This window comes from Aeromicrobium stalagmiti, from assembly GCF_013283745.1.
Classification (GTDB): domain Bacteria; phylum Actinomycetota; class Actinomycetes; order Propionibacteriales; family Nocardioidaceae; genus Aeromicrobium; species Aeromicrobium stalagmiti.
Genome location: NZ_JABSTZ010000003.1, coordinates 60,894 through 84,025 on the forward strand (window position 1 = coordinate 60,894; position 23,132 = coordinate 84,025).

Annotated in this window: 23 protein-coding genes; 9 read left to right on the top strand and 14 right to left on the bottom strand. The window is 69.2% G+C overall.

Features of this window, described 5'->3' with window-relative positions:
* Positions 1-45: 45 nt before the first annotated feature.
* Positions 46-1,227, top strand: a complete 1,182-nt coding sequence (locus HQK15_RS12720; protein WP_173491865.1) for an HNH endonuclease signature motif containing protein — start codon at positions 46-48, stop codon at positions 1,225-1,227.
* A 93-nt stretch (positions 1,228-1,320) separates the two neighbouring features.
* Here the strand turns inward: HQK15_RS12720 and HQK15_RS12725 are convergent, their stop codons facing one another.
* The 10 genes from HQK15_RS12725 to HQK15_RS12770 form a co-directional block, all read right to left on the bottom strand.
* A complete protein-coding gene (locus tag HQK15_RS12725; RefSeq protein ID WP_173491866.1) occupies positions 1,321-1,917 on the bottom strand; it encodes a hypothetical protein in 597 nt (198 codons plus the stop codon).
* Positions 1,914-2,315: a hypothetical protein gene (locus HQK15_RS12730; RefSeq protein ID WP_173491867.1), complete on the bottom strand. Its 402-nt coding sequence runs from the start codon at positions 2,313-2,315 to the stop codon at positions 1,914-1,916. The genes HQK15_RS12725 and HQK15_RS12730 overlap by 4 nt, the downstream gene beginning before the upstream one ends.
* Positions 2,316-2,356: 41 nt before the next feature.
* Positions 2,357-3,052 carry a proteasome subunit alpha gene (gene prcA, locus HQK15_RS12735; RefSeq protein ID WP_173491868.1) on the bottom strand — a complete coding sequence of 232 codons (696 nt, stop codon included), beginning with the start codon at positions 3,050-3,052 and terminating at the stop codon, positions 2,357-2,359.
* A 27-nt stretch (positions 3,053-3,079) separates the two neighbouring features.
* Positions 3,080-3,901, bottom strand: coding sequence for a proteasome subunit beta (prcB, locus tag HQK15_RS12740; RefSeq protein ID WP_173492226.1), 822 nt, complete (start codon positions 3,899-3,901; stop codon positions 3,080-3,082).
* Positions 3,901-4,095 carry a ubiquitin-like protein Pup gene (locus tag HQK15_RS12745; RefSeq protein WP_173491869.1) on the bottom strand — a complete coding sequence of 65 codons (195 nt, stop codon included), beginning with the start codon at positions 4,093-4,095 and terminating at the stop codon, positions 3,901-3,903. Before HQK15_RS12745 ends, prcB begins: the two co-directional genes overlap by 1 nt.
* A 105-nt stretch (positions 4,096-4,200) precedes the next feature.
* Positions 4,201-5,703 carry a depupylase/deamidase Dop gene (gene dop / locus HQK15_RS12750; RefSeq protein ID WP_173491870.1) on the bottom strand — a complete coding sequence of 501 codons (1,503 nt, stop codon included), beginning with the start codon at positions 5,701-5,703 and terminating at the stop codon, positions 4,201-4,203.
* Positions 5,700-6,215, bottom strand: a complete 516-nt coding sequence (locus HQK15_RS12755; protein WP_254450992.1) for a GNAT family N-acetyltransferase — start codon at positions 6,213-6,215, stop codon at positions 5,700-5,702. Before HQK15_RS12755 ends, dop begins: the two co-directional genes overlap by 4 nt.
* A gap of 5 nt (positions 6,216-6,220) precedes the next feature.
* Positions 6,221-7,933 (bottom strand): proteasome ATPase, encoded by a 1,713-nt coding sequence (gene arc, locus HQK15_RS12760; RefSeq protein WP_173492228.1) that lies wholly within the window; start codon positions 7,931-7,933, stop codon positions 6,221-6,223.
* Positions 7,934-8,065: 132 nt separating this feature from the next.
* A complete protein-coding gene (locus HQK15_RS12765; protein ID WP_173491871.1) occupies positions 8,066-8,956 on the bottom strand; it encodes a tRNA (adenine-N1)-methyltransferase in 891 nt (296 codons plus the stop codon).
* Positions 8,953-9,888, bottom strand: a complete 936-nt coding sequence (locus tag HQK15_RS12770) for a site-2 protease family protein (RefSeq protein WP_173491872.1) — start codon at positions 9,886-9,888, stop codon at positions 8,953-8,955. Before HQK15_RS12770 ends, HQK15_RS12765 begins: the two co-directional genes overlap by 4 nt.
* 68 nt (positions 9,889-9,956) lie before the next feature.
* Here HQK15_RS12770 and HQK15_RS12775 point away from each other — a divergent pair, with 68 nt between their 5' ends.
* Entirely contained in the window at positions 9,957-10,799 is an 843-nt protein-coding gene (locus HQK15_RS12775; RefSeq protein WP_173491873.1) for a RecB family exonuclease, read from the top strand.
* Positions 10,800-10,803: 4 nt separating this feature from the next.
* On the top strand, positions 10,804-11,292 hold the full coding sequence (locus HQK15_RS12780) for a hypothetical protein (RefSeq protein ID WP_173491874.1): 489 nt from the start codon (positions 10,804-10,806) through the stop codon (positions 11,290-11,292).
* 38 nt (positions 11,293-11,330) lie between these two features.
* Here the strand turns inward: HQK15_RS12780 and HQK15_RS12785 are convergent, their stop codons facing one another.
* Positions 11,331-11,972, bottom strand: coding sequence for an HAD family hydrolase (locus HQK15_RS12785; protein ID WP_173491875.1), 642 nt, complete (start codon positions 11,970-11,972; stop codon positions 11,331-11,333).
* 260 nt (positions 11,973-12,232) lie between these two features.
* Between HQK15_RS12785 and metH the strand changes: the two genes are divergently transcribed.
* From metH to HQK15_RS12800, 3 genes are all read left to right on the top strand, one after another.
* Positions 12,233-15,958 carry a methionine synthase gene (gene metH, locus HQK15_RS12790; RefSeq protein WP_254451016.1) on the top strand — a complete coding sequence of 1,242 codons (3,726 nt, stop codon included), beginning with the start codon at positions 12,233-12,235 and terminating at the stop codon, positions 15,956-15,958.
* 82 nt (positions 15,959-16,040) lie between these two features.
* Complete coding sequence (locus HQK15_RS12795) at positions 16,041-17,342, top strand: hemolysin family protein (RefSeq protein ID WP_173491877.1); 1,302 nt, start codon at positions 16,041-16,043, stop codon at positions 17,340-17,342.
* Positions 17,343-17,376: 34 nt separating this feature from the next.
* Positions 17,377-18,228, top strand: a complete 852-nt coding sequence (locus HQK15_RS12800; protein WP_367649165.1) for a PAC2 family protein — start codon at positions 17,377-17,379, stop codon at positions 18,226-18,228.
* A gap of 13 nt (positions 18,229-18,241) precedes the next feature.
* Here HQK15_RS12800 and HQK15_RS12805 read toward each other — a convergent pair whose 3' ends face one another.
* Positions 18,242-18,781, bottom strand: a complete 540-nt coding sequence (locus HQK15_RS12805; RefSeq protein ID WP_173491878.1) for an SRPBCC family protein — start codon at positions 18,779-18,781, stop codon at positions 18,242-18,244.
* 165 nt (positions 18,782-18,946) lie between these two features.
* Between HQK15_RS12805 and HQK15_RS12810 the strand changes: the two genes are divergently transcribed.
* Complete coding sequence (locus HQK15_RS12810; protein WP_217361666.1) at positions 18,947-19,225, top strand: hypothetical protein; 279 nt, start codon at positions 18,947-18,949, stop codon at positions 19,223-19,225.
* Positions 19,222-20,106, top strand: coding sequence for an FHA domain-containing protein (locus tag HQK15_RS12815; RefSeq protein WP_173491879.1), 885 nt, complete (start codon positions 19,222-19,224; stop codon positions 20,104-20,106). The genes HQK15_RS12810 and HQK15_RS12815 overlap by 4 nt, the downstream gene beginning before the upstream one ends.
* Before the next feature lie 11 nt (positions 20,107-20,117).
* On the opposite strand, the gene mshC is transcribed toward HQK15_RS12815, so the two are convergent.
* Positions 20,118-21,344 carry a cysteine--1-D-myo-inosityl 2-amino-2-deoxy-alpha-D-glucopyranoside ligase gene (mshC, locus tag HQK15_RS12820; RefSeq protein WP_173491880.1) on the bottom strand — a complete coding sequence of 409 codons (1,227 nt, stop codon included), beginning with the start codon at positions 21,342-21,344 and terminating at the stop codon, positions 20,118-20,120.
* A gap of 74 nt (positions 21,345-21,418) precedes the next feature.
* Here mshC and corA point away from each other — a divergent pair, with 74 nt between their 5' ends.
* Positions 21,419-22,378 carry a magnesium/cobalt transporter CorA gene (gene corA / locus HQK15_RS12825; protein WP_173491881.1) on the top strand — a complete coding sequence of 320 codons (960 nt, stop codon included), beginning with the start codon at positions 21,419-21,421 and terminating at the stop codon, positions 22,376-22,378.
* A 10-nt stretch (positions 22,379-22,388) separates the two neighbouring features.
* Here the strand turns inward: corA and HQK15_RS12830 are convergent, their stop codons facing one another.
* On the bottom strand, positions 22,389-23,060 hold the full coding sequence (locus HQK15_RS12830) for a class I SAM-dependent methyltransferase (RefSeq protein ID WP_173491882.1): 672 nt from the start codon (positions 23,058-23,060) through the stop codon (positions 22,389-22,391).
* Positions 23,061-23,132 lie beyond the last annotated feature (72 nt).

A 23,132-nucleotide genomic window follows, 5' to 3' on the forward strand; every position in this document is an offset into this window, starting at 1 on the left:
CCATCTCCAAACAGACGTGTCAGTGGCGACCCCTAGGTTGGAGGTATGGAAGCAGCGTCCGACCCCGGCCAGGTGATCCTCGACGAGATCGCCGCGCTCGAGGTCGAGCGTGCCCGGATCGAGGCGCGGATCGCCCATCGGATGCTGGCGTTCGACGACGTCCGACGCACCGAGTCCGAGCGGCACGCCGATCCCCGCGTCGCCGAGATCGAGCGCTCGTTCGCGGCCGACGAGCTCGGCGTGGCGCTGCACCTGCCGACCAAGGTCGTGCAGGACCGTCTCGCGCAGCTCCGTCGCGTCCGCAGCCTGCTGCCGCTGACGTGGGTCGCGTTCCTCGTCGGCGACATCGACGCCTACCGCGTCTCGCTCATCGCGGCCGCCGCCCACAAGGTGCGGGGAGACAACCACCACCTCATCCACCTCGACGCCGCCGTCGGCGACTACGCGTCGTCGCACACCGTCTCGCAGCTGCGAGGCTGGCTCAACCGGTTCGTGGCCCGGTGGGCGCCCGACCGGTGCGCCGCCCGCGACGAGCACGCGAAGCGGGCGGTCTGGGTCCGGCCGGGCGACGACGGCATGTCGTGGCTCACGGCCTACCTCCCGACCGCCGACGCCGAGCGGATCGACGCCGCCCTCACCCAGCGCGCGCGGGCCCTGTCCGACGACGACCGCACGATCGACCAGCGGAGGGCCGACCTTTTCGTCGACCTGCTGCTCGGTCGCGGCGCGGACGGGGCCTCCACGAGCGCCCGTGCGGTCGTCGGCATCACGGTGCCGGTCACCTCGCTGACCGGGCTCGACGACCTGCCCGGCGAGTCGTTCGACGGCTCGTTCGCCCTGCCGGCCGACATGGTCCGCGACCTGCTGGCCGATCCCGACACCCTCTGGTTCCGCATCCTGACCGATCCGCTCGGCCGGGTGCTCGACACCACCGAACCCCGACCGTTCCCGTCCGACGCCCTCCGCACGGCCGTCCAGGCCCGTGACGGCACCTGCCGGTTCCCGACCTGCACCCAGCCGGCCATCACCTGCGACCTCGACCACGAGATCCCCCGGCCCGACGGTCCCACCCACGGCGACAACCTTCGCGCCCTCTGCCGGCGGCACCACAACATCAAGACCCACCGTGTCGCCGAGCCGACCGACGTCGCGATGCGCCGCCGGACCCCGTCACGCGTCGAGGTCGACCTCGCCCACTTCATCACCGACTGGCACTACGCCGCCTGAGAAGGTGGACACAGGCGGGCTTGGCCGGCCGCGTGCCATTGGCGGTGACTCAGCGACGTATCAGCAGGCTGGAAAGGTCGCTGAGTCACCGACTCACGAGGTGTCGCGGCGTCTTCGCGCTGCCTTGATGCGCGAACGGCGACGGAAGCCGGCCCAAGCCCGCCAGCCGGAGAACAGCACCAGCAGGACGAGGACCGCGACGGCCCAGGGGTTGCGGGACCCCGCCAGCACGCCGACCAGGGCGAGGCCCCAGATGGCGAGGCCCACGAGATGTGCCCAGCCGGACTGGATCACGTTCATGAGGAGCGAGTCGTCCGGAGAGAGCTCGGGCACCGACGAACGGGTCTCGGTGTCGTCCAGCGCCCGGGCCGTGCCCCCGGCCTCGGTGATCTCGTCCCGCAGGTGGTCGAGCGCGCCGTCGAGACGGTTGACGAGGAAGTAGCCGGTGCGTCCGGGGCTCGTGGTGACGACGAGCCGCCGACGCGGGACCCGCATCGACCGCGGCGCAGCACCGAGCCCGACGATCTCGGCCAGCGCCACGTCGAAGCCGTCGTCGCCGCCGAGGGCGCGCTCCAGGCCGTGCGGCACGAAGACCAGCCGCCCCGCTCGGACGTGCAGTCGTCCGCCGAGCGCCCGATCACCCCGCCAGAAGTTGGCGCGGGCGGACCAGTCGCCGGCGGGGTCGGTCATGCCACGACCTCGGGGTTGAAGATCCGGGTGCCGGCCACCATGACGGCCGTGCCGATCACTCCGAGGACGATGGTGGGCACGAGCGCTTCGGTACCGACACCTCCGTTGAGTGCGTTGACCGCGAGCAGCCAGCCGACGATCACCAGGGCGGCCACGGCGACGTGCCACCCGCGAGAGTGTCGTCGGGGGCGCCTGTCACGGTCGAACCGGATCCTGAACCACAGGCCGAGCCCGATGCCGATGCAGGGCCCAATGAACGACACGAACATGTCGTCCACCCGGTCCGAGCGGCCGACCCACGAGAGCTGGGCGGCGCCGAGCGCCACCACGAGCACGAGGCCCAGCAGCCCTCCGGCCACGGTCCTCGAGGGCAATGTCGGGTCGACCGTGTCAGGCATGGCGTCGCCATACCCGATTGCACGGCTCCCAAACGCCGGAGCTACGCCTCGAGCGCCGCCGCGACGTCGGCATCGCTGAGGCGCTTGAACTTGCGCGGCTGGGGGCGCGACCGGGTCAGCACGCCGATCTCGAGCGCGGACGCCTCGACCGTACGAGCGGGATCGGTGTCCTGGCCCAGGGCCGTCACGGCGAGCTTGACGGCTGCGGCCAGGTCGAGGCCGGGCGTGTAGTGCTCGCCGAGATAGGTCTCGACCTGCTCGCTCTGGCCACCCATGACGCCGAACCCCTGGACGTCGGCGACCGAGCCGTCGTACATCAGGCGGTAGACCTGGTCGGACGACGCGTCGGCGCCCAGCTCGCCGACGAAGATCTCGACCTCGTAGGGCTTCTCACCACCGGCCGAAAAGATCGTGCCGAGGGTCTGGGCGTACGCGTTGGCGAGGCTGCGGCCGGTCACGTCGCGTCGGTCGTAGGAGTAGCCGCGCATGTCGGCCAGACGGACGCCGGCGATCCGCAGGTTCTCGAACTCGTTGTAGCGTCCGACCGCCGCGAAGCCGATGCGGTCGTAGATCTCGCTGATCTTGTGCAGCGCCTGCGACGGGTTCTCCGCGACGAACAGGATGCCGTCGGCGTAGTGGACGACCGCCACGCTGCGCCCGCGGCTGATGCCCTTGCGGGCGAAGTCGGCCCGGTCCTTCATGAGCTGCTCGGGCGAGACGTAGAACTGCTGGGTCATGGGATGCCTCTCTGTGCCTACGTCGGATCAGTTGAGCGGGGCGGACGGACCGTCGGGCCGCACGAGGCGTCCGCCGATGACGTCGTCGGCGATCGCGCCGACCTCGTCGTCGGCGAGCCGCCGGTAGCCGTCGGAGGTCACGACCGAGACCACCGGGAAGATCCGGCGGGTCAGGTCGGGGCCGCCCGTGGCGGAGTCGTCGTCGGCGGCGTCGTAGAGCGCCTGGATCGCCGCGGTCACGCAGTCGCCCTCGGTGAGCTCGCGGCTGTAGAGCTTCTTGAGCGACCCACGGGCGAAGACGGAGCCGGAGCCGACACAGTGAAAACCGCTGTGCTCCTCGTAGCGACCGCCGGTGACGTCGTAGGAGAAGATGCGGCCCTGCTGGGTCTCGAGGTCGAAGCCCGCGAAGAGTGGCACGACGGCCAGGCCCTGCATCGCCAGCCCCAGGTTGCCGCGGATCAGCGCGGCGAGGCGGTTGGCCTTGCCGTCGGCCGACAGGACCGTGCCCTCGATCTTCTCGTAGTGCTCGAGCTCGACCTGGAACAGGCGCACCATCTCGATCGCGAGTCCGGCGCTGCCGGCGATGCCGATGCAGGAGTACTCGTCGGCCGGGAAGACCTTCTCGATGTCGCGCTGCGCGATGACGTTGCCCATCGTCGCGCGACGGTCGCCGGCCATGACCACTCCCCCGTCGAACGTCGCGGCGACGATCGTCGTGGCATGAGGTGCCAGGTCGGCGTGAGCGCCGTTGGAGCGCGCAGCCGCACCGGGCATCAGCTCGGGGGCGGTGCTGGCGAGGTAGTCGGCGAAGGAGGATGAACCGGTCAGGCGGGTGCCCTCAGGCAGCATCACTGTCCGCCCTTCTGCACGAAGCTGCGGACGAACTCCTCGGCGTTCTCCTCGAGCACGTCGTCGATCTCGTCGAGGATCGAGTCGACGTCGTCGTCCAGCTTGGCCTTCGCCTCGGAGTCGACCTCGGTCGCCTCGACCTGCTCCTCGGCCTCGGCGGGCTTGCGCGTGTTCTTGTGCTGCTGCTCTGACATGACACAACCCTAGCCCCACGGGTGCAGCAGCAGGGTGGCGAAACCACGAATGCCCCGATCGGATCAGGCCCAGATCTGGAAGGACCCGGCGTGGGGCGGAGCGTTCTAGCGGCCGGTGATCGCGGAGAACAGCTCGGATGCGGTCGTGCTGGACTCGAACAGTTGACCCACGTGCTCAGCCGTGCCGCGCAGGGGCTCCATCGTCGGGATGCGCTGCAGGGAGTCGTGGCCCGGCAGGTCGAAGATCACCGAGTCCCACGAGGCCGCGGCGATGTCCTTGCTGAACTTGGCCAGGCACATGCCCCGGAAGTACGCACGGGTGTCGCGCGGTGGGTCGACGACTGCTGCCGCGACCTGCTCGTCGGTGAAGAGCCGGTCCATCCGCCCCGTGCGGACGAGCTGGTGGTAGAGCCCCTTGTGCAGCCGGATGTCGTGGTACTGCAGGTCGACCAGGTGCAGCTTGGCGTGGTCCCAGTCGAGGCTGTCGCGCTCGCGGTAGCGCTCGAGCAGCGCCAGCTTGGCCACCCAGTCGAGCTCACGGACGCACTCCATGGGGTCGCGGCCCAGGCGCTCGAGCACGCTCTCCCACCGGCGGATCACGTCGTCGGTCTGCTCGTCGGAGCCTTCACGGGCGACGAAGTCCTTGGCGAGCTGGAGGTACTCCCCCTGCAGCTCGAGGGCCGTCACCGTGCGCCCGTCCTCGAGCTCGACCTTGTGCGTCAGCGTCGGGTCGTGCGAGATGTCGTGGACGGCCCTGACCGGCGACGCGATGGCGAGGCTGCGCGTGATGAAGCCGGCCTCGATCATCGCCAGGACCAGCGAGGTGGTGCCGTGCTTGAGGTAGATCGCGGTCTCGGAGCAGTTGGCGTCGCCGATGATGACGTGCAGGCGTCGATACTTCTTGGGATCGGCGTGCGGCTCGTCGCGGGTGTTGATGATCGGGCGCTTGAGCGTCGTCTCCAGGCCCACCCCGACCTCGAAGTAGTCGGCGCGCTGACTGATCTGGAACGCGTGGACGCTGCCGTCCTGCTTCTGGCCGACCCGACCGGACCCGGTGAAGACCTGCCGCGTGGCGAAGAACGGCGTGAGGTGCTCGACGATCTGGTCGAACGGCACGTCGCGCCGCATCAGGTAGTTCTCGTGGGAGCCGTAGGAGGCACCCTTGTTGTCGACGTTGTTCTTGTAGAGCACGATCGGCTGCGTGTTGGGCACCTGCGCAGCCAGCTCGGCGCCGAGGCGCATGACGTTCTCGCCGGCCTTCTCCCACAGGACGACGTCGAGCGGGCTCGTGACCTCGGGGCTGGAGTACTCCGGGTGGGCGTGGTCGACATAGAGCCGGGCGCCGTTGGTCAGGATGATGTTGGCCAGGCCCATGTCCTCGTCGGTGAGCTGCGAGGGGTCGGCGACCTCCCGGCTGAGGTCGAAGCCGCGGGCGTCGCGCAGCGGGCTCTCCTCCTCGAAGTCCCACCGGGCCCGCCGGGTCAGGCCGTGCGCTGCGGCGTAGGAGTTGACCACATGGGTCGACGCGACCATGGGGTTGGCATTCGGCTGTCCCTGCACGGCGATGCCGTACTCGACTTCACTGCCCTGCACCCGGCGCACTGTCATGTCGGTGAGCCTACGGGGTCGCCCGCCGTCAGCACCTTGCCGAGGTGGACGCTGTCGTCGTAGTCGGCGTAGAAGCCGAACTTGGCGATCTCGCCGTACCCCGACGAGGTGTAGAGCGCGATCGCCTCGGGCTGCGCCGTTCCGGTCTCGAGCACGAGCCGGGTGATGCCGGCGGCGCCGGCCGTCCGCTCCAGCTTTGCGAGGACCGCCCGGGCAAGGCCACGGCGGGCGAACGCCGGACGGACGAACATCCGCTTGATCTCGGCGTCGGACTCCCCCGCCGGACCACCGCGTCGCCAGCCGCCCATGGCTGCCGGCACGTCGTCGACGTAGGCCATCACGAAGTGGCCACCGGGCGGGTCGAACTGGTGCACGTCGATCGGCGAGATGTCGCCGTCACCGCCGTAGCGGCGCCCGTACTCCTCCTGGACCTCTGCCGTCAGACGCTGCGCGTCGTCGATCGCGTACGACACGACGCGCAGGTCGAACGTCAGGGAGGGTCCAGGAGGCAACGGCGTCAGAGGTACTGGCCGGTGTTGGCGACCGTGTCGATCGACCGTCCCGGCTCGTTGCCGCTCTTGCCCGAGATGAGGGTGCGGATGAACACGATGCGCTCACCCTTCTTGCCCGAGATCCGCGCCCAGTCGTCGGGGTTGGTCGTGTTGGGCAGGTCCTCGTTCTCCTTGAACTCGTCGAGGCACGCCTGGAGCATGTGCTGGACCCGCAGGCCCCGCTGTCCGCTCTCGAGGAGGTCCTTGATGGCCATCTTCTTGGCCCGGTCGACGATGTTCTGGATCATGGCGCCGGAGTTGAAGTCCTTGAAGTACAGGACCTCCTTGTCGCCGTTGGCGTAGGTGACCTCGAGGAACTGGTTGTCCTCGGACTCGGTGTACATTCGCTCGACGGTGCGCTGGATCATGCCGTCGACGGTGTCCTGGCGGTTGCCGCCCCACTCCCCCAGGTCGTCCTCGTGCAGGGGCAGCCCGGCGGTGAGGTACTTGCTGAAGATGTCGCGGGCCGACTCGGCGTCGGGGCGCTCGATCTTGATCTTGACGTCGAGGCGGCCGGGTCGCAGGATCGCCGGGTCGATCATGTCCTCGCGGTTGGAGGCTCCGATCACCAGGACGTTCTCGAGGCCCTCGACGCCGTCGATCTCGCTCAGCAGCTGCGGGACGATCGTGTTCTCGACGTCGGAGGAGACGCCCGAGCCGCGGGTGCGGAACAGCGAGTCCATCTCGTCGAAGAACACGATGACCGGGGTGCCCTCGCTGGCCTTCTCACGAGCGCGCTGGAAGACCAGACGGATGTGCCGCTCGGTCTCGCCGACGTACTTGTTGAGCAGCTCGGGGCCCTTGATGTTGAGGAAGAACGAGCGTCCCTCCTCGCCGGTGCGCTCGGAGACCTTCTTGGCCAGCGACGCGGCGACCGCCTTGGCGATCATCGTCTTGCCGCAGCCGGGAGGGCCGTAGAGCAGCACGCCCTTGGGCGGCTTGAGCTCGTGCTCGATGAAGATCTCGGGGTGCAGGTAGGGCAGCTCGACCGCGTCGCGGATCGACTCGATCTGCTGGCGCAGGCCGCCGATCGACTCGTAGTCGATGTCGGGGACCTCTTCGAGGACGAGCTCCTCGACCTCGGACTTCGGGACGCGCTCGTAGACGTAGCCGGAGCGGCTGTCGAGCAGCAGCGAGTCGCCGGGACGGATCTTGAGGCCGATGAGCGGCTCGGCGAGGCGCACGACGCGCTCCTCGTCGGCGTTGCCCATGACCAGGGCGCGCTCGCCGTCGGCCAGGATCTCCTTGAGCGAGACGACCTCGCCGACCTGCTCGAACTCCAGGGCGGTCACGACGTTCATCGCCTCGTTGAGGATGACTTCCTGACCCTTGCGCAGCGCGTCCTTGTCGACCGCGGGGCTGACGTTGACGCGTAGCTTGCGACCGCCGGTGAACACGTCGACGGAGTCGTCGTCGTTGCGCTGCAGGAACGTGCCGAAGCCCGTCGGCGGCTGAGCCAGCCGGTCGACCTCTTCCTTGAGCGTGACGATCTGGTCGCGCGCCTCGCGCAGCGTCGACGACAGGCGCTCGTTCTGGCTGCTGGTCGCCGCGAGCTTGGCCTCGAGCTCGGTCAGGCGGGAGTCGGTGGACCGCTCCGTGCCGAGACGGCGACGCAGGTGCTCCACCTCCGCGCGCAAGTAGGCGATCTCCTGGTCAGATCCGCTCGCCGGACCACTCATGCCGGTGGGCTCGTTGTCGCTCATCAGACACCTCCTGCTCGTGTGGACGACCCTACCTGCAGTCACCATGTCTCACCCTGTCATCTCAGACACACGGTCGAGTGTCGTGACGACAAGGTTGCACGAAGGTCGCTAGCCGGCCTCGTGGTCGTACGGCCGCGGGCCGGTGTAGTCGGGCCCGTAGGCCCCGGGGGCCGGTCGGCGCGACGTGCCCATCGAGTGGTGCCCGGGTGCCATGCGGCGCGCGGTGACGAGGAACGCGGTGTGGCCGTTCATCTTGTGCTGGGGCCGCACCGCCAGGCCTTCGAGGTGCCAGTCGCGCTCGAGGGTCTCCCAGGCACGGGGCTCGGTGTAGCCGCCGTCCTCGCGGATCGTCTCGACGAAGCGCGACAGCTGGGTCGTGGTGGCGACGTAGGCGCAGATGATGCCGCCCGGGACGAGCCGCTCGGTCGCGAGCGGGATGCAGCTCCACGGGTCGACCATGTCGAGGATCAGGCGGTCGATCTCGGTCTCGGTGATGGCCTCGCGCACGTCGCCGACCGTCAGGGTCCAGCCCGGCAGGTCGGTGCCGGCGACCTGGTGCACGTTCTTGGTGACGTTCTCGGCGAAGTCCTCGCGCATCTCGTAGGAACCGAGCGTCCCGGTGGGCCCGATCGCCCGCAACAGGTAGGACGTCAGGCTGCCCGACCCGGCACCGGCCTCGACGACCCGGGCACCCGGGTAGATGTCGGCCTGCGCGACGATCTGCGCGGCGTCCTTGGGATAGATGATCGCGGCACCGCGCGGCATCGAGACGACGTACTCGAACAGGAGCGGGCGGAACACCTGGTAGGGGTGGTCGAGCGACGACTGGATCACGATGCCCTCGGGCTGACCGAGCATGTCGTCGTGCTTGATCTGGCCCTTCTTGGTCGAGAACTCCTTGCCCGGGACGAGCTGCACGTTGTGCTTGCGTCCCTTGGGGTCGGTGAGGCGTACCCACTCGCCCTCGAGAAGGGGTCCACTGCGGGTGAAGGAGGTCATCGGCGGCTCGCTCGGTAGGCATCGTCGACGGCGCGCGCGGTCAGGACACCGAACACGCTCCCGTCGGCTTCGGTCAGGGCATAGGCCTCGGCCGGCCGCGCCGCCATGGCACGCAGCAGGTCGGGGCCACGGAGGTCCGCCGAGAGGGTCTCGGCGTGGGGAGGCGGTGTGGCGCCGGGGAACCCGATCTCGCGGGCGACCAGCAGGTTGATGCGAGCCGACCGTCCGGCATTGCGCAGTGCATCGCCGGCTCCCTGCCACAGGAAGAAGCCGACCAGCAGGGAGATCGCGACGTTGACGGCGGTGTCGGGCGCCCCGTCGAGATAGAGCAGCGAGACGATGACCAGCGCCACGGCGGTGAACCGGCCGATCCAGGCCGCGATGCGGATGCCCACCTCCTCGTCACCCGTGACCTTCCAGACGATCGCCCGAAAGACCCGCCCGCCGTCGAGCGGCAGGCCCGGCAGCATGTTGAACCCGGCCACGATCAAGTTGACGTAGGCGATCGACCAGATGATGTCGGACGTCGTCCCGAACGCCATCTGGTCGGAGACCGCGAATGCACCGAGGGCGATCGCGAGCGACGCCACCGGACCGGCGATCGAGGTGACGAGCTCCTGGCCGGGCGTGCGGCTCTCACCCTCGATCAGGGTCTCGCCACCCAGCAGGTGCAGCGTCACGGAGTCGACCCGCATCCGGTAGGAGCGGGCCAGCAGCACGTGGGCGATCTCGTGGACGAGCACCGAGACGTAGAGCGCGACGACGAACACGGCGGCCAGCACGTAGGGGCTGGTGTCGGACCGGTCCTCGTAGCGGGGCGCGAAGACCACGACGAGCGCGGCCCCCATGACCAGCAACGACGGCTTGATCAGCACGTCGACGCCGGCGATGCGGCCGATCCGCCACGTGCCGGGCCGCTGGGTTGAGCTCACTGCACCAACCTATCGGGTGTCCCCCGCCTCGACCCGTCGTGTCGGCACCTCGAACTAGGGTGCTCTGCATGACCGAAGCCCTCCCGCCGCTGACCTACCGACGATCGCTGTCGCCGAGCCGCGCCGGAGACTTCCAGAACTGTCCCCTGCTCTACCGCTTCCGCACGATCGACCGGCTGCCCGAGCCGGCCGACCCCGTCATGGTGCGCGGCACGCTGGTGCACGCGGTGCTGGAGGACCTCTTCGCCGAGGACGCCCCCGGGCGCACCCTGCAGCGGGCCGTCGACCTGCTGCCGGGCGAGTGGGCGCAGCTGCGCGAGGCCGAGCCGCGACTGGCCGAGCTGTTCACCGCCGAGCAGGCCGCCGACGAGGCCGCCTGGCTCGCCTCCTGCGTCGGCCCGCTCGAGACCTACTTCGCCATGGAGGATCCTCGCTGGCTCGAGCCGGCGGCCCGCGAGCAGCGCGTCTCCTACGAGGTCGACGGCGTGGCCTTCGGCGGCATCATCGACCGCGTCGACGTGGCTCCCGACGGCCGCATCAGGGTCGTCGACTACAAGACGGGCAAGTCCCCCCACCCTCGCTACGAGGACAGGGCCATGTTCCAGATGAAGTTCTACGCCCTGGTCATCTGGCGCACCCGCGGGGTGATCCCGACCCTGCTGCAGCTGATGTATCTCGGCGACGGGTCGTTCCTGCGCTACGAGCCGAGCGAGGACGACCTGGTCGCGACCGAGCACAAGCTCCTGGCCCTGTGGACCGCGATCGAGCGGGCGATCGAGCTGCGCGACTTTCCGCCACGCAGGAGCGGCCTGTGCGGCTGGTGCGCCCACCAGGCGATCTGCCCGGAGTTCGGTGGCACCCCTCCTGAGCTGCCGGTGCTGCAGCTCGAGCCGGCACCACCGCTAGCGTGAGGTCATGACGACCTCCCTGCCCGACCTGCTCGCAGCCGTCCCGACGCTCGACGACCCGCAGCAGCCCTTTGCCTTCACCGTCGAGGGCGACCAGGTCATCGGCACGTGGGACATCGTCAGGGCGACGACCCTCTATCCCGTCGGCCTCGACCTGGAGCACGTCGACCAGGACTACCGGATCACGGTCACCTTCGACACCGACCAGGGCACCTACGACTTCACCGAGCGCAGGACGTCGACCACCGGCTCGGTGGGCGTCGACGGCGGCAGCATCAAGGCCGGCGGCGAGAAGTCGTTCTTCTCGGGCAAGAGCACCAGCAAGGAGTTCAGCTTCTCCTTCGGCGGCGTCACGAAGGACGAGGACGGCATCTCCGCGAAGCCGCTGGTCTACTCGTTCGAGACCAGTCGCATCAAGGAGCCGCTCTTCGGCTTCCTCGAGCAGCACGGCTGGAGGCGCAAGAGGGGGTTCCTCAGCGGCCTCTTCAACCGCTGACGACAGCCCGCCGCAGCGGTCGTCAGGCGCAACGGTCGTCAGGCGAAGAGCTCGGCCAGGGCGGCCGGGGTGACACCTTCCAGCGTCGGGATCAGCACCCGGCGCTCCGCCTCGGGGACGTTGACGAAGTGGGGCACCACGACGACCTTGCACCCCGCGGCGTTGGCCGAGGTGGAGCCGGTGCCGGAGTCCTCGATCGCGATGCACTGGGTCGGATCGACGCCGAGGCTCTCCGCAGCCAGCAGGTAGGGGTCAGGGAACGGCTTGGGACGCTCGACGGCGTCGCCCGTGACGACCGCCGCGAACGGCAGCGCTGCGACGACGGGCTCGGCGATCGGGGCGTACGACATCGTCACCAGCGCCTGCGGCACGCCCGCCTCGTCGAGAGCGGCGATGAGCTCGCGTGCTCCGGGCCGCCAGTCGATGTGCTGGCGCAGCGACGCGGCCAGCCTCTCGACCAGGTAGTCGACGACCTGCTCGGCGGTCATGTCGATCTCGAGCTTGGTGCGGATGTACTCCCCCGACGCGATCAGCGAGTTGCCGACCAGCTGCAGGGCGTCCTCCTCGGTCCAGATCTTGCCGTGGGCCGCAGCGAGGTCGTGCTCGGCGGCCATCCAGAGCGGTTCGGTGTCGACGATCGTGCCGTCGAGGTCCCACAGGACGGCGGCGTATGAGGTCACTCACCCACGGTAGTCGAGCCGTAACGCGCGCCCGGCGACGGCGTTGTCCATGCCGGAGTCAAGGTCCCACCGCCGCTTGCCGATCGTGAGACAATGACTCCATAGTTCGGGAACCCCCGAGGCCCAGGCGAGCCCGCCGCCGGCTGGAGTTCCCCAGCACTCCTTAGTCCATCGCACCTCGAGGAATGCTTGTGTCCCACGCCCCTGATCTTCGCCCCGACGCGACCGTCGCCCTGACCGAGCTGCTGCAGAGCCGGATCATGGTGCTCGACGGCGCGATGGGCACGGCGATCCAGCGCGATCGTCCCGACGAGGCCGGCTACCGCGGTGAGCGCTTCAAGGACTGGCCGTCCGACGTGCAGGGCAACAACGACCTCCTGACCCTGACGCAGCCCGAGATCATCGCCGGCATCCACCGCGAGTACCTCGAGGCCGGCGCCGACATGATCGAGACCAACACGTTCAACGCCAACTCGATCTCGCTGTCCGACTACGGCATGGAGGACCTGGCGTACGAGCTCAACTTCGAGTCGGCCCGTCTCGCCCGTCGCGAGTGCGACGCGATGACCGACAAGACACCTGACAAGCCGCGCTACGTGGCCGGCGCCCTCGGCCCCACGAGCCGCACCGCGTCGATCTCGCCCGACGTCAACGACCCCGGCGCCCGCAACGTGACGTACGACGAGCTCGTCGAGGCCTACAAGGAAGCAACGCTGGGCCTCCTCGAGGGCGGTTCCGACGTCATCTTCATCGAGACGATCTTCGACACGCTCAACGCCAAGGCGGCGATCTTCGCCGTCGAGACGGTCTTCGAGGAGCAGGGGCGCACCTGGCCCGTCGTCATCTCGGGCACCATCACCGACGCCTCCGGACGCACGCTCTCCGGCCAGGTCACCGAGGCGTTCTGGCACTCCATCCGCCACGTGAAGCCCCTGCTCGTCGGCCTCAACTGCGCGCTCGGCGCCAAGGAGATGCGCCCCTACATCGCGGAGATGGCGCGCGTCGCCGACACGTTCGTGTCGTGCTACCCCAACGCGGGCCTGCCCAACGCGTTCGGCGAGTACGACGAGGAGCCCGACCAGACCGCGGCGATCGTCTCGGAGTTCGCCGACGCGGGCTTCGTCAACATGGTCGGCGGCTGCTGCGGCACGACGCCGGCCCACATCGCCTCGATCGCCCGTGACGTCGACGGCAAGGCGCCCCGCGTACCCACGACCGCCAGCGACGCCCTGCGCCTGTCGGGCCTCGAGCCCCTCTCGGTCGTGGAGGAGACGTTGTTCGTCAACGTCGGTGAGCGCACCAACATCACCGGGTCTGCCCGGTTCCGCAACCTCATCAAGGCCGGCGACTACACGACGGCGCTCGCCGTGGCGCGTCAGCAGGTCGAGGCCGGCGCGCAGGTCATCGACGTCAACATGGACGAGGGCATGATCGATGGCATCGAGGCGATGGACCGCTTCATGAAGCTCATCGCCACCGAGCCCGACATCTGCCGCGTCCCGACCATGATCGACTCCTCGAAGTGGGACGTCATCGAGGCCGGGCTCAAGTGCGTGCAGGGCAAGTCGATCGTCAACTCGATCTCCATGAAGGAGGGCGAGGAGAAGTTCATCCGCGAGGCCCGGCTGTGCCGCAAGTACGGCGCGGCCGTCGTGGTCATGGCCTTCGACGAGGACGGTCAGGCCGACAACCTCGAGCGCCGCAAGCAGATCTGCGAGCGGGCCTACCGGATCCTGGTCGACCAGGTCGGCTTCCCGCCCGAGGACATCATCTTCGATCCCAACGTCTTCGCGGTCGCGACCGGCATCGAGGAGCACGCCAACTACGGTGTCGACTTCATCGAGGCCACGCGCTGGATCAAGCAGAACCTTCCGGGCGCACTCGTCTCCGGCGGCGTGTCCAACGTGTCGTTCTCCTTCCGCGGCAACAACCCCGTCCGTGAGGCCATCCACGCGGTGTTCCTCTACCACGCGATCAACGCGGGCATGGACATGGGAATCGTCAACGCCGGCGCCCTCGAGGTCTACGACGAGGTGCCCGAGCTGCTGCGCGACCGCATCGAGGACGTCATCCTCAACCGTCGTCCCGACAGCACCGAGCGTCTCCTCGAGATCGCCGCCGACTTCGCCGGCGACGGCTCCGTCAAGGAGGTCGCGTCCGAGGAGTGGCGCTCGCTGCCCGTCGGCGAGCGCATCACCCACGCCCTGGTCAAGGGCATCGACGAGTTCGCCGAGTCCGACACCGAGGAGCTGCGGGCCGAGATCTCGGCTCGCGGTGGTCGGCCCATCGAGGTCATCGAGGGCCCCCTGATGGCCGGCATGAACGTCGTCGGAGACCTCTTCGGCGAGGGCAAGATGTTCCTGCCACAGGTCGTGAAGTCGGCGCGCGTCATGAAGAAGGCCGTCGCCTACCTCATCCCGTTCATCGAGGCCGAGAAGCAGCCCGGCGACGTCGAGCGGAGCAACGGCAAGGTCATCATGGCGACGGTCAAGGGCGACGTGCACGACATCGGCAAGAACATCGTCGGCGTCGTGCTGCAGTGCAACAACTACGACGTCGTCGACCTCGGTGTCATGGTGCCGGCGCAGAAGATCCTCGACGCGGCCAAGGAGCACGGTGCAGATGTCATCGGGCTGTCCGGTCTGATCACCCCGTCGCTCGACGAGATGGTCAACTTCGCCGCCGAGATGGAGCGTCAGGGCTTCGACATCCCCCTGATGATCGGTGGAGCCACCACCTCGCGCGCCCACACCGCGGTCAAGGTGGCGCAGAAGTATCACGGTCCCGTCATCTGGGTGAAGGACGCGTCACGGTCCGTCCCGGTCGTCGCAGCGCTGCTCTCCGACGAGCAGCGACCGAAGCTGATCGCCGACACCAACGCCGACTACGAGGCGCTGCGCGAGCGCCACGCGGCCCGCCAGGACACCCGTTCGCTGCTGTCGATCGCTGCGGCCCGCGAGAAGGCCACACCCATCGACTGGAGCGACTACCAGCCGACCCGGCCCCGGATGCTGACCCAGCAGACACGCGACGTGCACACCGACGACTACCACGCATCGGGCTCGCCGACCCAGTTCGTCAAGACGTTCACGGACTACTCGCTCGACGAGCTGCGCACGTACATCGACTGGCAGCCGTTCTTCAACGCGTGGGAGATGAAGGGTCGCTTCCCCGACATCCTCAACAACCCCGCGACCGGCGAGACCGCCCGCAAGCTCTACGACGACGCGCAGGCGATGCTCGACCAGCTGATCGAGGAGAAGTGGATCCGCGCCAACGGCGTGTTCGGCCTGTTCCCCGCCAACCAGGTGGCCGGCGACGACATCGAGGTCTACACCGACGAGTCACGCTCGACCGTCCTCACGACGCTGCACCAGCTGCGCCAGCAGGGCGAGGGGCGCGAGGGCTCGGCCCGCAAGTCGCTGGCCGACTTCGTGGCGCCCAAGGACACGGGCCTGCGCGACTACGTCGGCGCGTTCGCGGTGACCGCGGGCGTCCACATCGGCGAGAAGATCGCGGAGTTCAAGAAGAACCTCGACGACTACAACGCGATCCTGCTCGAGTCGCTCGCCGACCGGCTCGCCGAGGCGTTCGCCGAGCGCATGCACGAGCGGGTGCGCAAGGAGTTCTGGGCCTACGTCCCGCACGAGGCCCTCAGCAACGAGGACCTCATCAAGGAGCACTACGCCGGCATCCGCCCTGCACCGGGCTACCCGGCGTGCCCCGAGCACACCGAGAAGCTGACGATCTGGGAGCTGCTCGACGTCGAGGCCAACACGGGCATCGAGCTGACCGAGAGCATGGCCATGTGGCCCGGCGCCTCGGTGAGCGGACTGTACTTCTCGCACCCGGACTCGCAGTACTTCGTGCTCGGACGCATCGGCCGCGACCAGGTCGAGGACTATGCCGAGCGCAAGGGCTGGAGCCTCGACGAGGCCGAGAAGTGGCTGTCGCCCAACCTGGGCTACCGCACCGAGAACGAGTAGACCTCGGACACTAAACTCGTCCCATGAAGAGGCCCCGAAGACCTGTCCCCCACCTCTGTGCGTGCCCGGGGGGTGGGTGGTGATGGATCAGCAGACGCTGCTCAACTTCGGCCTCGTCCTGGTCTTCGTGCTGGTGGGAGGTGTGTTCGCCGCCACCGAGATGGCCTTGGTCTCCCTGCGGCCGAGCCAGATCGACCGCCTGGACGAGCAGGGCGGTCGGGGCGCCAAGGTCGCCTCGCTCGCGCGCGACCCCAACACCTTCCTCGCTGCGGTGCAGATCGGCGTGACCGTCGCCGGCTTCCTGTCAGCGGCCTACGGCGCCTCGACCCTCGCTCCCGACGTCGCCCCGATCTTCACCGGTCTCGGCATGCCCGACGGCGCCGCCGACACGGTTGCGCTCGTCGTGATGACCCTGGTCATCGCCTATCTGTCCCTCGTGCTGGGCGAGCTGGTGCCCAAGCGGTTCGCCCTGCAGAAGTCGGCCGGTCTCGCGACCGCCGTGGCGCCTCCGCTGTCGCGGTTCGCGACGCTGATGCGTCCGGTCATCTGGTTCCTCTCGCTGTCGACCAATGCGGTCGTCCGGGTGCTGGGCGGCGATCCGCACGCGACCAACGAGGAGATGGGCGAGGAGGAGCTCCGCGGGCTCGTCGGCGCCCACGAGGGCTTCGACGACGAGGAGCGCCAGATCCTGCAGGACGTCTTCGCGGCGACCGAGCGCTCCGTCAAGGAGGTCATGCAGCCACGGCACAACGTCGACTTCCTGACCGCGGCGACGTCCATCGCCGACGCGGCGACCACAGCCGGCGACCTGCCGCACTCGCGCTACCCCGTCACCGGTCGCTCCGTCGATGACGTCGTGGGATTCGTTCACATCCGTGACCTGCTGCGCTCCGACGTCGACCCCACGGCCACCGTCGGCTCGCTCTGCCGTGACATCCCGGTGCTGCCCGGCACCAACCGGATCCTGCCCGCGATGGCGCAGATGCGGCGCGACGGCGTCCACATTGCCCTGGTCATCGACGAGTACGGCGGCACCGACGGCATCGTGACGCTCGAGGACCTGGTCGAGGAGCTCGTCGGAGACATCCGCGACGAGTACGACCGGCCCGCGTCCGAGGACGGCACGCCGCTGCGCCCCGACAACAGCTTCGACGGTGGCCTGAACATCGAGGACTTCTCCGAGCTGAGTGGTGTCGAGCTGCTCGACGGCCCCTACGAGACCGTCGCGGGCTACGTGGTCGACCGGCTCGGTCGCCTGCCGGTCGTGGGCGACCACGTCAGGGTCGGCCCCGCCACCCTGACCGTCGCCGAGCTCGACGGACGGCGCATCTCGCAGGTCGACGTGACCCGCGAGGAGGCGACACTCACGGTCGAGGAGTCGTGACCGGATGGCATCGCGCCGGGGCTAGGCTGGCGGTGTGACTTCCAGCGCCGACATTCCGCAGATGCGTGACCCGTGGATGGTCGCGGCGTTCGAGGGCTGGAACGACGCGGCCGACGCCGCGTCCGGCACCGTCGACCACCTCATCGAGGAGTGGGACGCCGAGCTGCTGATCGAGCTCGACCCCGAGGACTACTACGACTTCCAGGTCCATCGTCCGCACGTGCACACCAGCGACGAGGGCGAGCGCCTCATCACGTGGCCGGCACCGTCGATCTATCACGCCCGCCCCCGACGCGGCGACCGCGACGTCCTGCTGCTGCGCGCCCCGGAGCCCAACTTCCGCTGGAAGGCCTTCTGCTCCACCGTCATCGGCGTCGCCCGGCTGGCAGGCGTCACCGAGCTCGTGACCCTGGGCGCGCTGCTCGCCGACTCGCCCCACACCCGTCCCGTCCCGGTCAGCGGGTCGACGACCGATCCGGTGCTGATGGAGCGGATGTCGCTGACCCCGTCGCGCTACACCGGGCCGATCGGCATCACCTCGGTGCTCAACGAGATGGCCGCGCAGGAGGGCATCGCCGCCGCGTCGTTGTGGGCGGCCGTGCCGCACTACCTGGCCGAGCCGCCGTGCCCCAAGGCGACGCTGGCGCTGCTCGGTGCCCTCGAGGACGCCATGGGCCTGCCGCTCCCCCAGGGCGTGCTCGTCGAGCTCACCGACGCGTGGCAGCGTGGCGCCGAGGACCTCGCGTCCCGCGACGAGGAGATCGCCGAGTACGTCGAGGCGCTCGAGCAGGAGCAGGACACCAGCGAGCTGCCGGAGGCGTCGGGCGACGCCATCGCGCGCGAGTTCGAGCGCTACCTGCGGCGCCGCAACGTCGACCCGGAGTAGGCACTCCGCGGCCTCACGGCTGTTGCTCGGCGAGCCGTCCGAGCGTCATGAGCTGCTTGCGCATCATCACCAGGTCGCCCCACATCAGGAGCCACCGGCGGGCGCGGGCGATCGGGCTGCGAGCCGGCGGCATGTCGATCACCCCGATGAGGCGGCACCCACCGGGTCGAGGCGCGATGGCGTAGGTGAACACGAGCGGTCCGAACCAGCGGCGTGGCCTGGCGTCGACGATCTCCATCGTCACGCTCTCGTCAGGCACGAAGTCGACCACCCGGAAGATCATCGCGATCCTCATGCCCGGCTCGAGGTCGAGCATCGTCGGGTCGAGGTCGCGCGGGCTTCGTCGTCCGAGGTTGTCGATCAGGTCGTAGCTGTAGGGCGCGCGGCGCAGCTGGCAGATCCACGCGTACGTCGCCTCCGGCGTGGCGGCGACGTCGATGGCCCGCATCGCGCGCTCCGCCCCGGCCGGCGCGAACGCCTCGCTGGGATAGGTGCGCGCTGTCTCACCGGCGGTAGCGCCCCAGACGTACGGGAGGCCACACAGATCACCCATCGTCGTCCTCCTGGTCGAGCACCACTGTCGTCCCCATCCTCGTCGATCGCGCCGCGACGCGCCGCCGGAGAACTGAACTCGTTCACAAGTTGCGCATCACGCCATCGGTGTCACCCTCAGAAGTGACGTGTGACACACCTCACCGTCAGAGCCTGAGGAGCTCCCATGACGAGTCAGCCCGATCCCGCCGCCGGCCAGCCCACCACCGTCCCGCCGACCATCCAGCCCGTCACCGACTGGGCTGATCTCGGCCAGGAGATGTGGAACTACCTCACCGGGAAGGGGGCCGCCGTCAACTACGAGCTCATCGACATGACGGTCGAGGTGCCGCGCGACACCGGCCCGGAGTCGCCGCGCGCGACGTGGAAGCTGAACGGCACGCTGCGCATCACGACCAGCGACGACGACCAGGCCGGTGCTGACCAGCACCGCTCCGGGACATGACCGCCGTCCTGCACCTCGACGCCGACCTGACCTTCGACATCGAGGTGCCGTCCGACGACGGCGGACCGGCCGCACAGCTGCACGGGACGCTCACCGCTTCGGGCAACCGGGTGACCATCAGCAGCGACGACCTGATGTCCATCGCGGGGCAGCCGTCCCGCACGGCCGTCCGCCGGGTCGCGGACGAGCTGGCTCGGCTCGGTCTTGCCGTGCAGGTCTGCGGGCCCGACGGTGTCGTCGTGACGCTCGGCGCTGTTCGTCCGGGACGGCTCCAGCGTCTGGTCACCCGTTCGCGACACATGGAGCTCGGCAGCTGGACTCGCGCGCTGTCGGCCGTGGTCGCCCGAGGCCGCAAGCGTGGCGCCGTCACCCTCACGAGCACCGGGATGCCGCCCGGCACGCCATGGCCACCGCTGCCCACGGTCGCAGGGCTCCCCCGGATCGTCACCACGACCCACGACCCCGCCGGCGGCGGTCACCCGCGGCTCTACCTCTGCGACACCTCCGACCCCGGATGGCCGCGAGCGGTCGGGGTCTACGAGCTGTCGCCCGAGGGCACCTCCATCGGCAGCGGGGCCGACGTCGACCTGCAGCTGGCCGGCACCGACGAGCTCCAGGCCGAGATCATCCGCACGGACGACGACGAGTACGTGCTGATCGCCCGCAGCGCCCGGATCCTCAGCACCGTGGCCGGTCAGCAGCTTCCGCGTCAGACCTTGCGCACCGGAGCACGCATCCAGCTCGGTCCGTGGCGCCTGTCGTACGTCCGCGACGAGTACGCCGACCACGGCCGGCCCTACGGAGGACGCATCGGCGGTGAGCTCGGCCGTCAGCGGACGCAGCCGGTGCCCCCCAACCGGGCGAGCGGGCCGACCTTCTGACCTGTGCTCGGCTAGAGCGCGACGCCCAGCAGCGCGTCGATGGCCGTGCGCACCGTGCGCCCGGCCTGGGGGTCCTCGGCGTCGTCGTTGGCGACCCACGCGTCGACGGCAGCGAGTGCCGCCGGGGCGTCGAGGTCGTCTGCCATCGCTGCGCGGATCTGCTCGAGCACGGCGGTGCCCGACGGGGCCACGGTGCGGCCGACGGCGTCACGCCAGCGGGCGAGCCGGGCCTCGGCCGCGGTGATCTCGTCGCCGAACCACTCCCAGTCGCTGCGATAGTGGTGCGCGAGCAGCGCCAGGCGGATCGCCATCGGGTCGTGACCGTCGGCACGCAGCTTCGAGACCAGGACGAGGTTGCCCTTGGACTTGGACATCTTCTCGCCCTCGTAGCCCACCATGCCGGCGTGGACGTACGTCCGTGCGAAGGCCTCGCCGGTCGCCACCGTGGCCTCGGAGGCCGACATCTCGTGGTGCGGGAAGACCAGGTCGGATCCGCCGCCCTGCACGTCGAACGCCGTGCCGAGGTGCTCCAGCGCGATCGCAGCGCACTCGATGTGCCAGCCGGGTCGTCCCCGTCCGAGGGCGCTGTCCCATGCCGGGTCGTCGGGCCGCTCCGCCTGCCACAGCAGGCAGTCGAGGGGGTGCTTCTTGCCGGCACGGTCGGGGTCTCCCCCGCGCTGCGGGAAGATCGTGAGCATCTGGTCCTCGTCGAGCCCGGAGACCAGACCGAAGCCGGGGTCGGCGTGCACGTCGAAGTAGAGGTCGTCGTCGACCCGGTAGACCGCACCCGCGCTCTCGAGCCGCTGGACGAGGGCGACGACCAGGTCGATCGACTCGACGGCTCCGACGTAGTGGGCCGGTGGGATGATCCGCAGGGCTGTCATGTCCTCGCGGAACAGCTGTGTCTCGCGCTCGGCGAGCTCGACCCAGTCGACGCCGGTCGCCTGCGCTCGCTCGAGCAGCGGGTCGTCGACGTCGGTGACGTTCTGGGTGTAGACGACGTCGAGGCCACGGTCGCGCCAGGCGCGCTGCAGCAGGTCGAACGTCAGGTAGGTCGCCGCGTGGCCCATGTGGGTCGCGTCGTAGGGGGTGATGCCGCAGACGTACAGCCGTGCCTGGTCCTGGGGATCGACCGGGCGCGCCTCACCGGCCGACGTGTCGTGCACGTGGACCGCGGGGCCGTCGCCGAGCCCGAGATCGCCGAGAGAAGGGACCTCAGGAACCGACCAACTACGCATGGGCTGAGCGTATCTGCTGACCGGTTGCGGCCTGTCGACGGCTGCGCCTCACCTGCGCGGGGCACAATGTCGTCGTGATCATCGACTGCGCCGTCTACCGCGACGGCGTCCGCGAGACGACCGAGCACGACACCGGGTCCATCGACGCCGCACTGGCGGGCCTCGGCGACGACGACTTCCTGTGGATCGGCATCGGCAACCCGACCGCGGGCGAGCTGCACCGGGTCGCCGACTCCCTGTCGCTGCACCCGCTCGCCGTCGAGGACGCCCTCGAGGCGCACCAGCGGCCGAAGGTCGAGCGCTACGCCGACCACACGTTCATGTCGATCCGCACGGTGTCCTACAGCGACGACGACATCACGACGCACGAGGTCAACATCTTCCTCGGCGCCAACTACCTGCTGACGGTGCGCCACGGTGGTCCGACGCTGCGCGAGGCCCGCAAGACGGCCGAGGCGATGATCGAGCCCCTCTCGCACGGCCCGACCGCGGCGCTCTACTCGGTGGTCGACAACATCGTGGACCACTACGAGGAGGTCGCCGCCGAGCTCGAGATCGACGTCCAGGAGGTCGAGTCGTCGGTCTTCTCCAACCAGCGGTCCAACGACTCGACCCGCATCTACCGGCTCAAGCGCGAGACGCTCGAGTTCCGCCGTGCCGTCCTGCCGCTGCGCGAGCCGGTCAACCGCCTGGCGATGGCATCGGCGTCCGAGGACGCGCGACCGTACTTCCGCGACATCGCCGACCACCTCTCGCGGGCCGCTGAGGCGATCGACTCGATCGACCACCTGCTCGACAACGCGCTCAACGCGCACCTCGCGCAGCTGAGCGTCCAGCAGAACGAGGACATGCGCAAGCTCACGGCCGGCGCCACGATCTTCGCGGTGCCGACCGCGATCGCCGGGATCTACGGCATGAACTTCGAGCACATGCCCGAGCTGTCGTGGTCGTACGGCTACCCGTTGTGCCTCGCCGTGATCGGCGGCCTGTGCGGCTACATCTACTGGCGGTTCAAGCGGTCCGGCTGGCTGTGAGCCGCCGAACTCACTTGCGCCCGAAGAGGCCCTTCTTGGGGGCGCGCTTGCGGGCGATGCCCCACTGGAACTGCGGGACCTCCTCGACGTCGTAGCCGAGGTGGTCGGCGATGTGCTCGAACGTCATCCGCACGCCCTTGGCGGCCTTCTCGTCGTCGGAGTAGGCGGCATAGGTCTTCTGGCCGGCCTCGGTCTTGGCCTGCGGCGAGCGGGCGATCGTCCAGTCGAGGTCGTCGAGCAGGATGATGCCGCCGGGCTTCATCATCATGTCGACGAGCAGGAAGCCGAATCCGGTGACGTCCCAGGTGTGACCGCCGTCGAGGTAGCAGAAGTCGAACTGCGGGCGCGGGGTCTGCTCCAGCATCTTGCCGAGCTCCCAGGTGAACGAGCGGTGCGCGAAGACCGGGGTGACACGGTGCGAGAGGTCGATCGTCGAGAGGACCTCGTTGATCTCGGGCACCTGGTTGCGGGCGCTGGGGCGGTCCATCGTGATGAGGTGACCACGACCGAGGTCCTCCAGCACTCCGGCGAGGTAGGCGCTGCTCTTGCCCTTGTAGAACCCGAGCTCCAGCAGGTCCTTCAGGTCGCTCTTGACGATCAGGTCGCGCAGGTAGGTGGCTCGCGGGAGATCCATGTACTTCAGATCGCCCCAGGTCTCGGTGACGCGGTCAAAGGCCGACATTGATGTCCTGTTCGGTCGTGGCGTGCGGTGGGAGGTGGCGCAGTCACCGAGCATAACCGCCCGGTGCCGTGG

Bases quoted from the DNA above. Each gene is read 5' to 3' on its own strand.
- prcA (WP_173491868.1), bottom strand. From the start codon at position 3,052: ATGACCCAGCAGTTCTACGTCTCGCCCGAGCAGCTCATGAAGGACCGG.
- HQK15_RS12775 (WP_173491873.1), top strand. From the start codon at position 9,957: ATGACCGAAGCCCTCCCGCCGCTGACCTACCGACGATCGCTGTCGCCG.
- HQK15_RS12815 (WP_173491879.1), top strand. From the start codon at position 19,222: ATGACCGCCGTCCTGCACCTCGACGCCGACCTGACCTTCGACATCGAG.
- HQK15_RS12765 (WP_173491871.1), bottom strand. From the start codon at position 8,956: ATGACCTCCTTCACCCGCAGTGGACCCCTTCTCGAGGGCGAGTGGGTA.
- dop (WP_173491870.1), bottom strand. From the start codon at position 5,703: ATGACAGTGCGCCGGGTGCAGGGCAGTGAAGTCGAGTACGGCATCGCC.
- HQK15_RS12745 (WP_173491869.1), bottom strand. From the start codon at position 4,095: ATGTCAGAGCAGCAGCACAAGAACACGCGCAAGCCCGCCGAGGCCGAG.
- metH (WP_254451016.1), top strand. From the start codon at position 12,233: ATGGTGCTCGACGGCGCGATGGGCACGGCGATCCAGCGCGATCGTCCC.
- HQK15_RS12725 (WP_173491866.1), bottom strand. From the start codon at position 1,917: ATGACCGACCCCGCCGGCGACTGGTCCGCCCGCGCCAACTTCTGGCGG.
- HQK15_RS12795 (WP_173491877.1), top strand. From the start codon at position 16,041: ATGGATCAGCAGACGCTGCTCAACTTCGGCCTCGTCCTGGTCTTCGTG.
- HQK15_RS12830 (WP_173491882.1), bottom strand. From the start codon at position 23,060: ATGTCGGCCTTTGACCGCGTCACCGAGACCTGGGGCGATCTGAAGTAC.
- HQK15_RS12720 (WP_173491865.1), top strand. From the start codon at position 46: ATGGAAGCAGCGTCCGACCCCGGCCAGGTGATCCTCGACGAGATCGCC.
- HQK15_RS12810 (WP_217361666.1), top strand. From the start codon at position 18,947: ATGACGAGTCAGCCCGATCCCGCCGCCGGCCAGCCCACCACCGTCCCG.
- HQK15_RS12805 (WP_173491878.1), bottom strand. From the start codon at position 18,781: ATGGGTGATCTGTGTGGCCTCCCGTACGTCTGGGGCGCTACCGCCGGT.
- prcB (WP_173492226.1), bottom strand. From the start codon at position 3,901: ATGCTGCCTGAGGGCACCCGCCTGACCGGTTCATCCTCCTTCGCCGAC.
- HQK15_RS12780 (WP_173491874.1), top strand. From the start codon at position 10,804: ATGACGACCTCCCTGCCCGACCTGCTCGCAGCCGTCCCGACGCTCGAC.
- arc (WP_173492228.1), bottom strand. From the start codon at position 7,933: ATGAGTGGTCCGGCGAGCGGATCTGACCAGGAGATCGCCTACTTGCGC.
- HQK15_RS12730 (WP_173491867.1), bottom strand. From the start codon at position 2,315: ATGCCTGACACGGTCGACCCGACATTGCCCTCGAGGACCGTGGCCGGA.
- mshC (WP_173491880.1), bottom strand. From the start codon at position 21,344: ATGCGTAGTTGGTCGGTTCCTGAGGTCCCTTCTCTCGGCGATCTCGGG.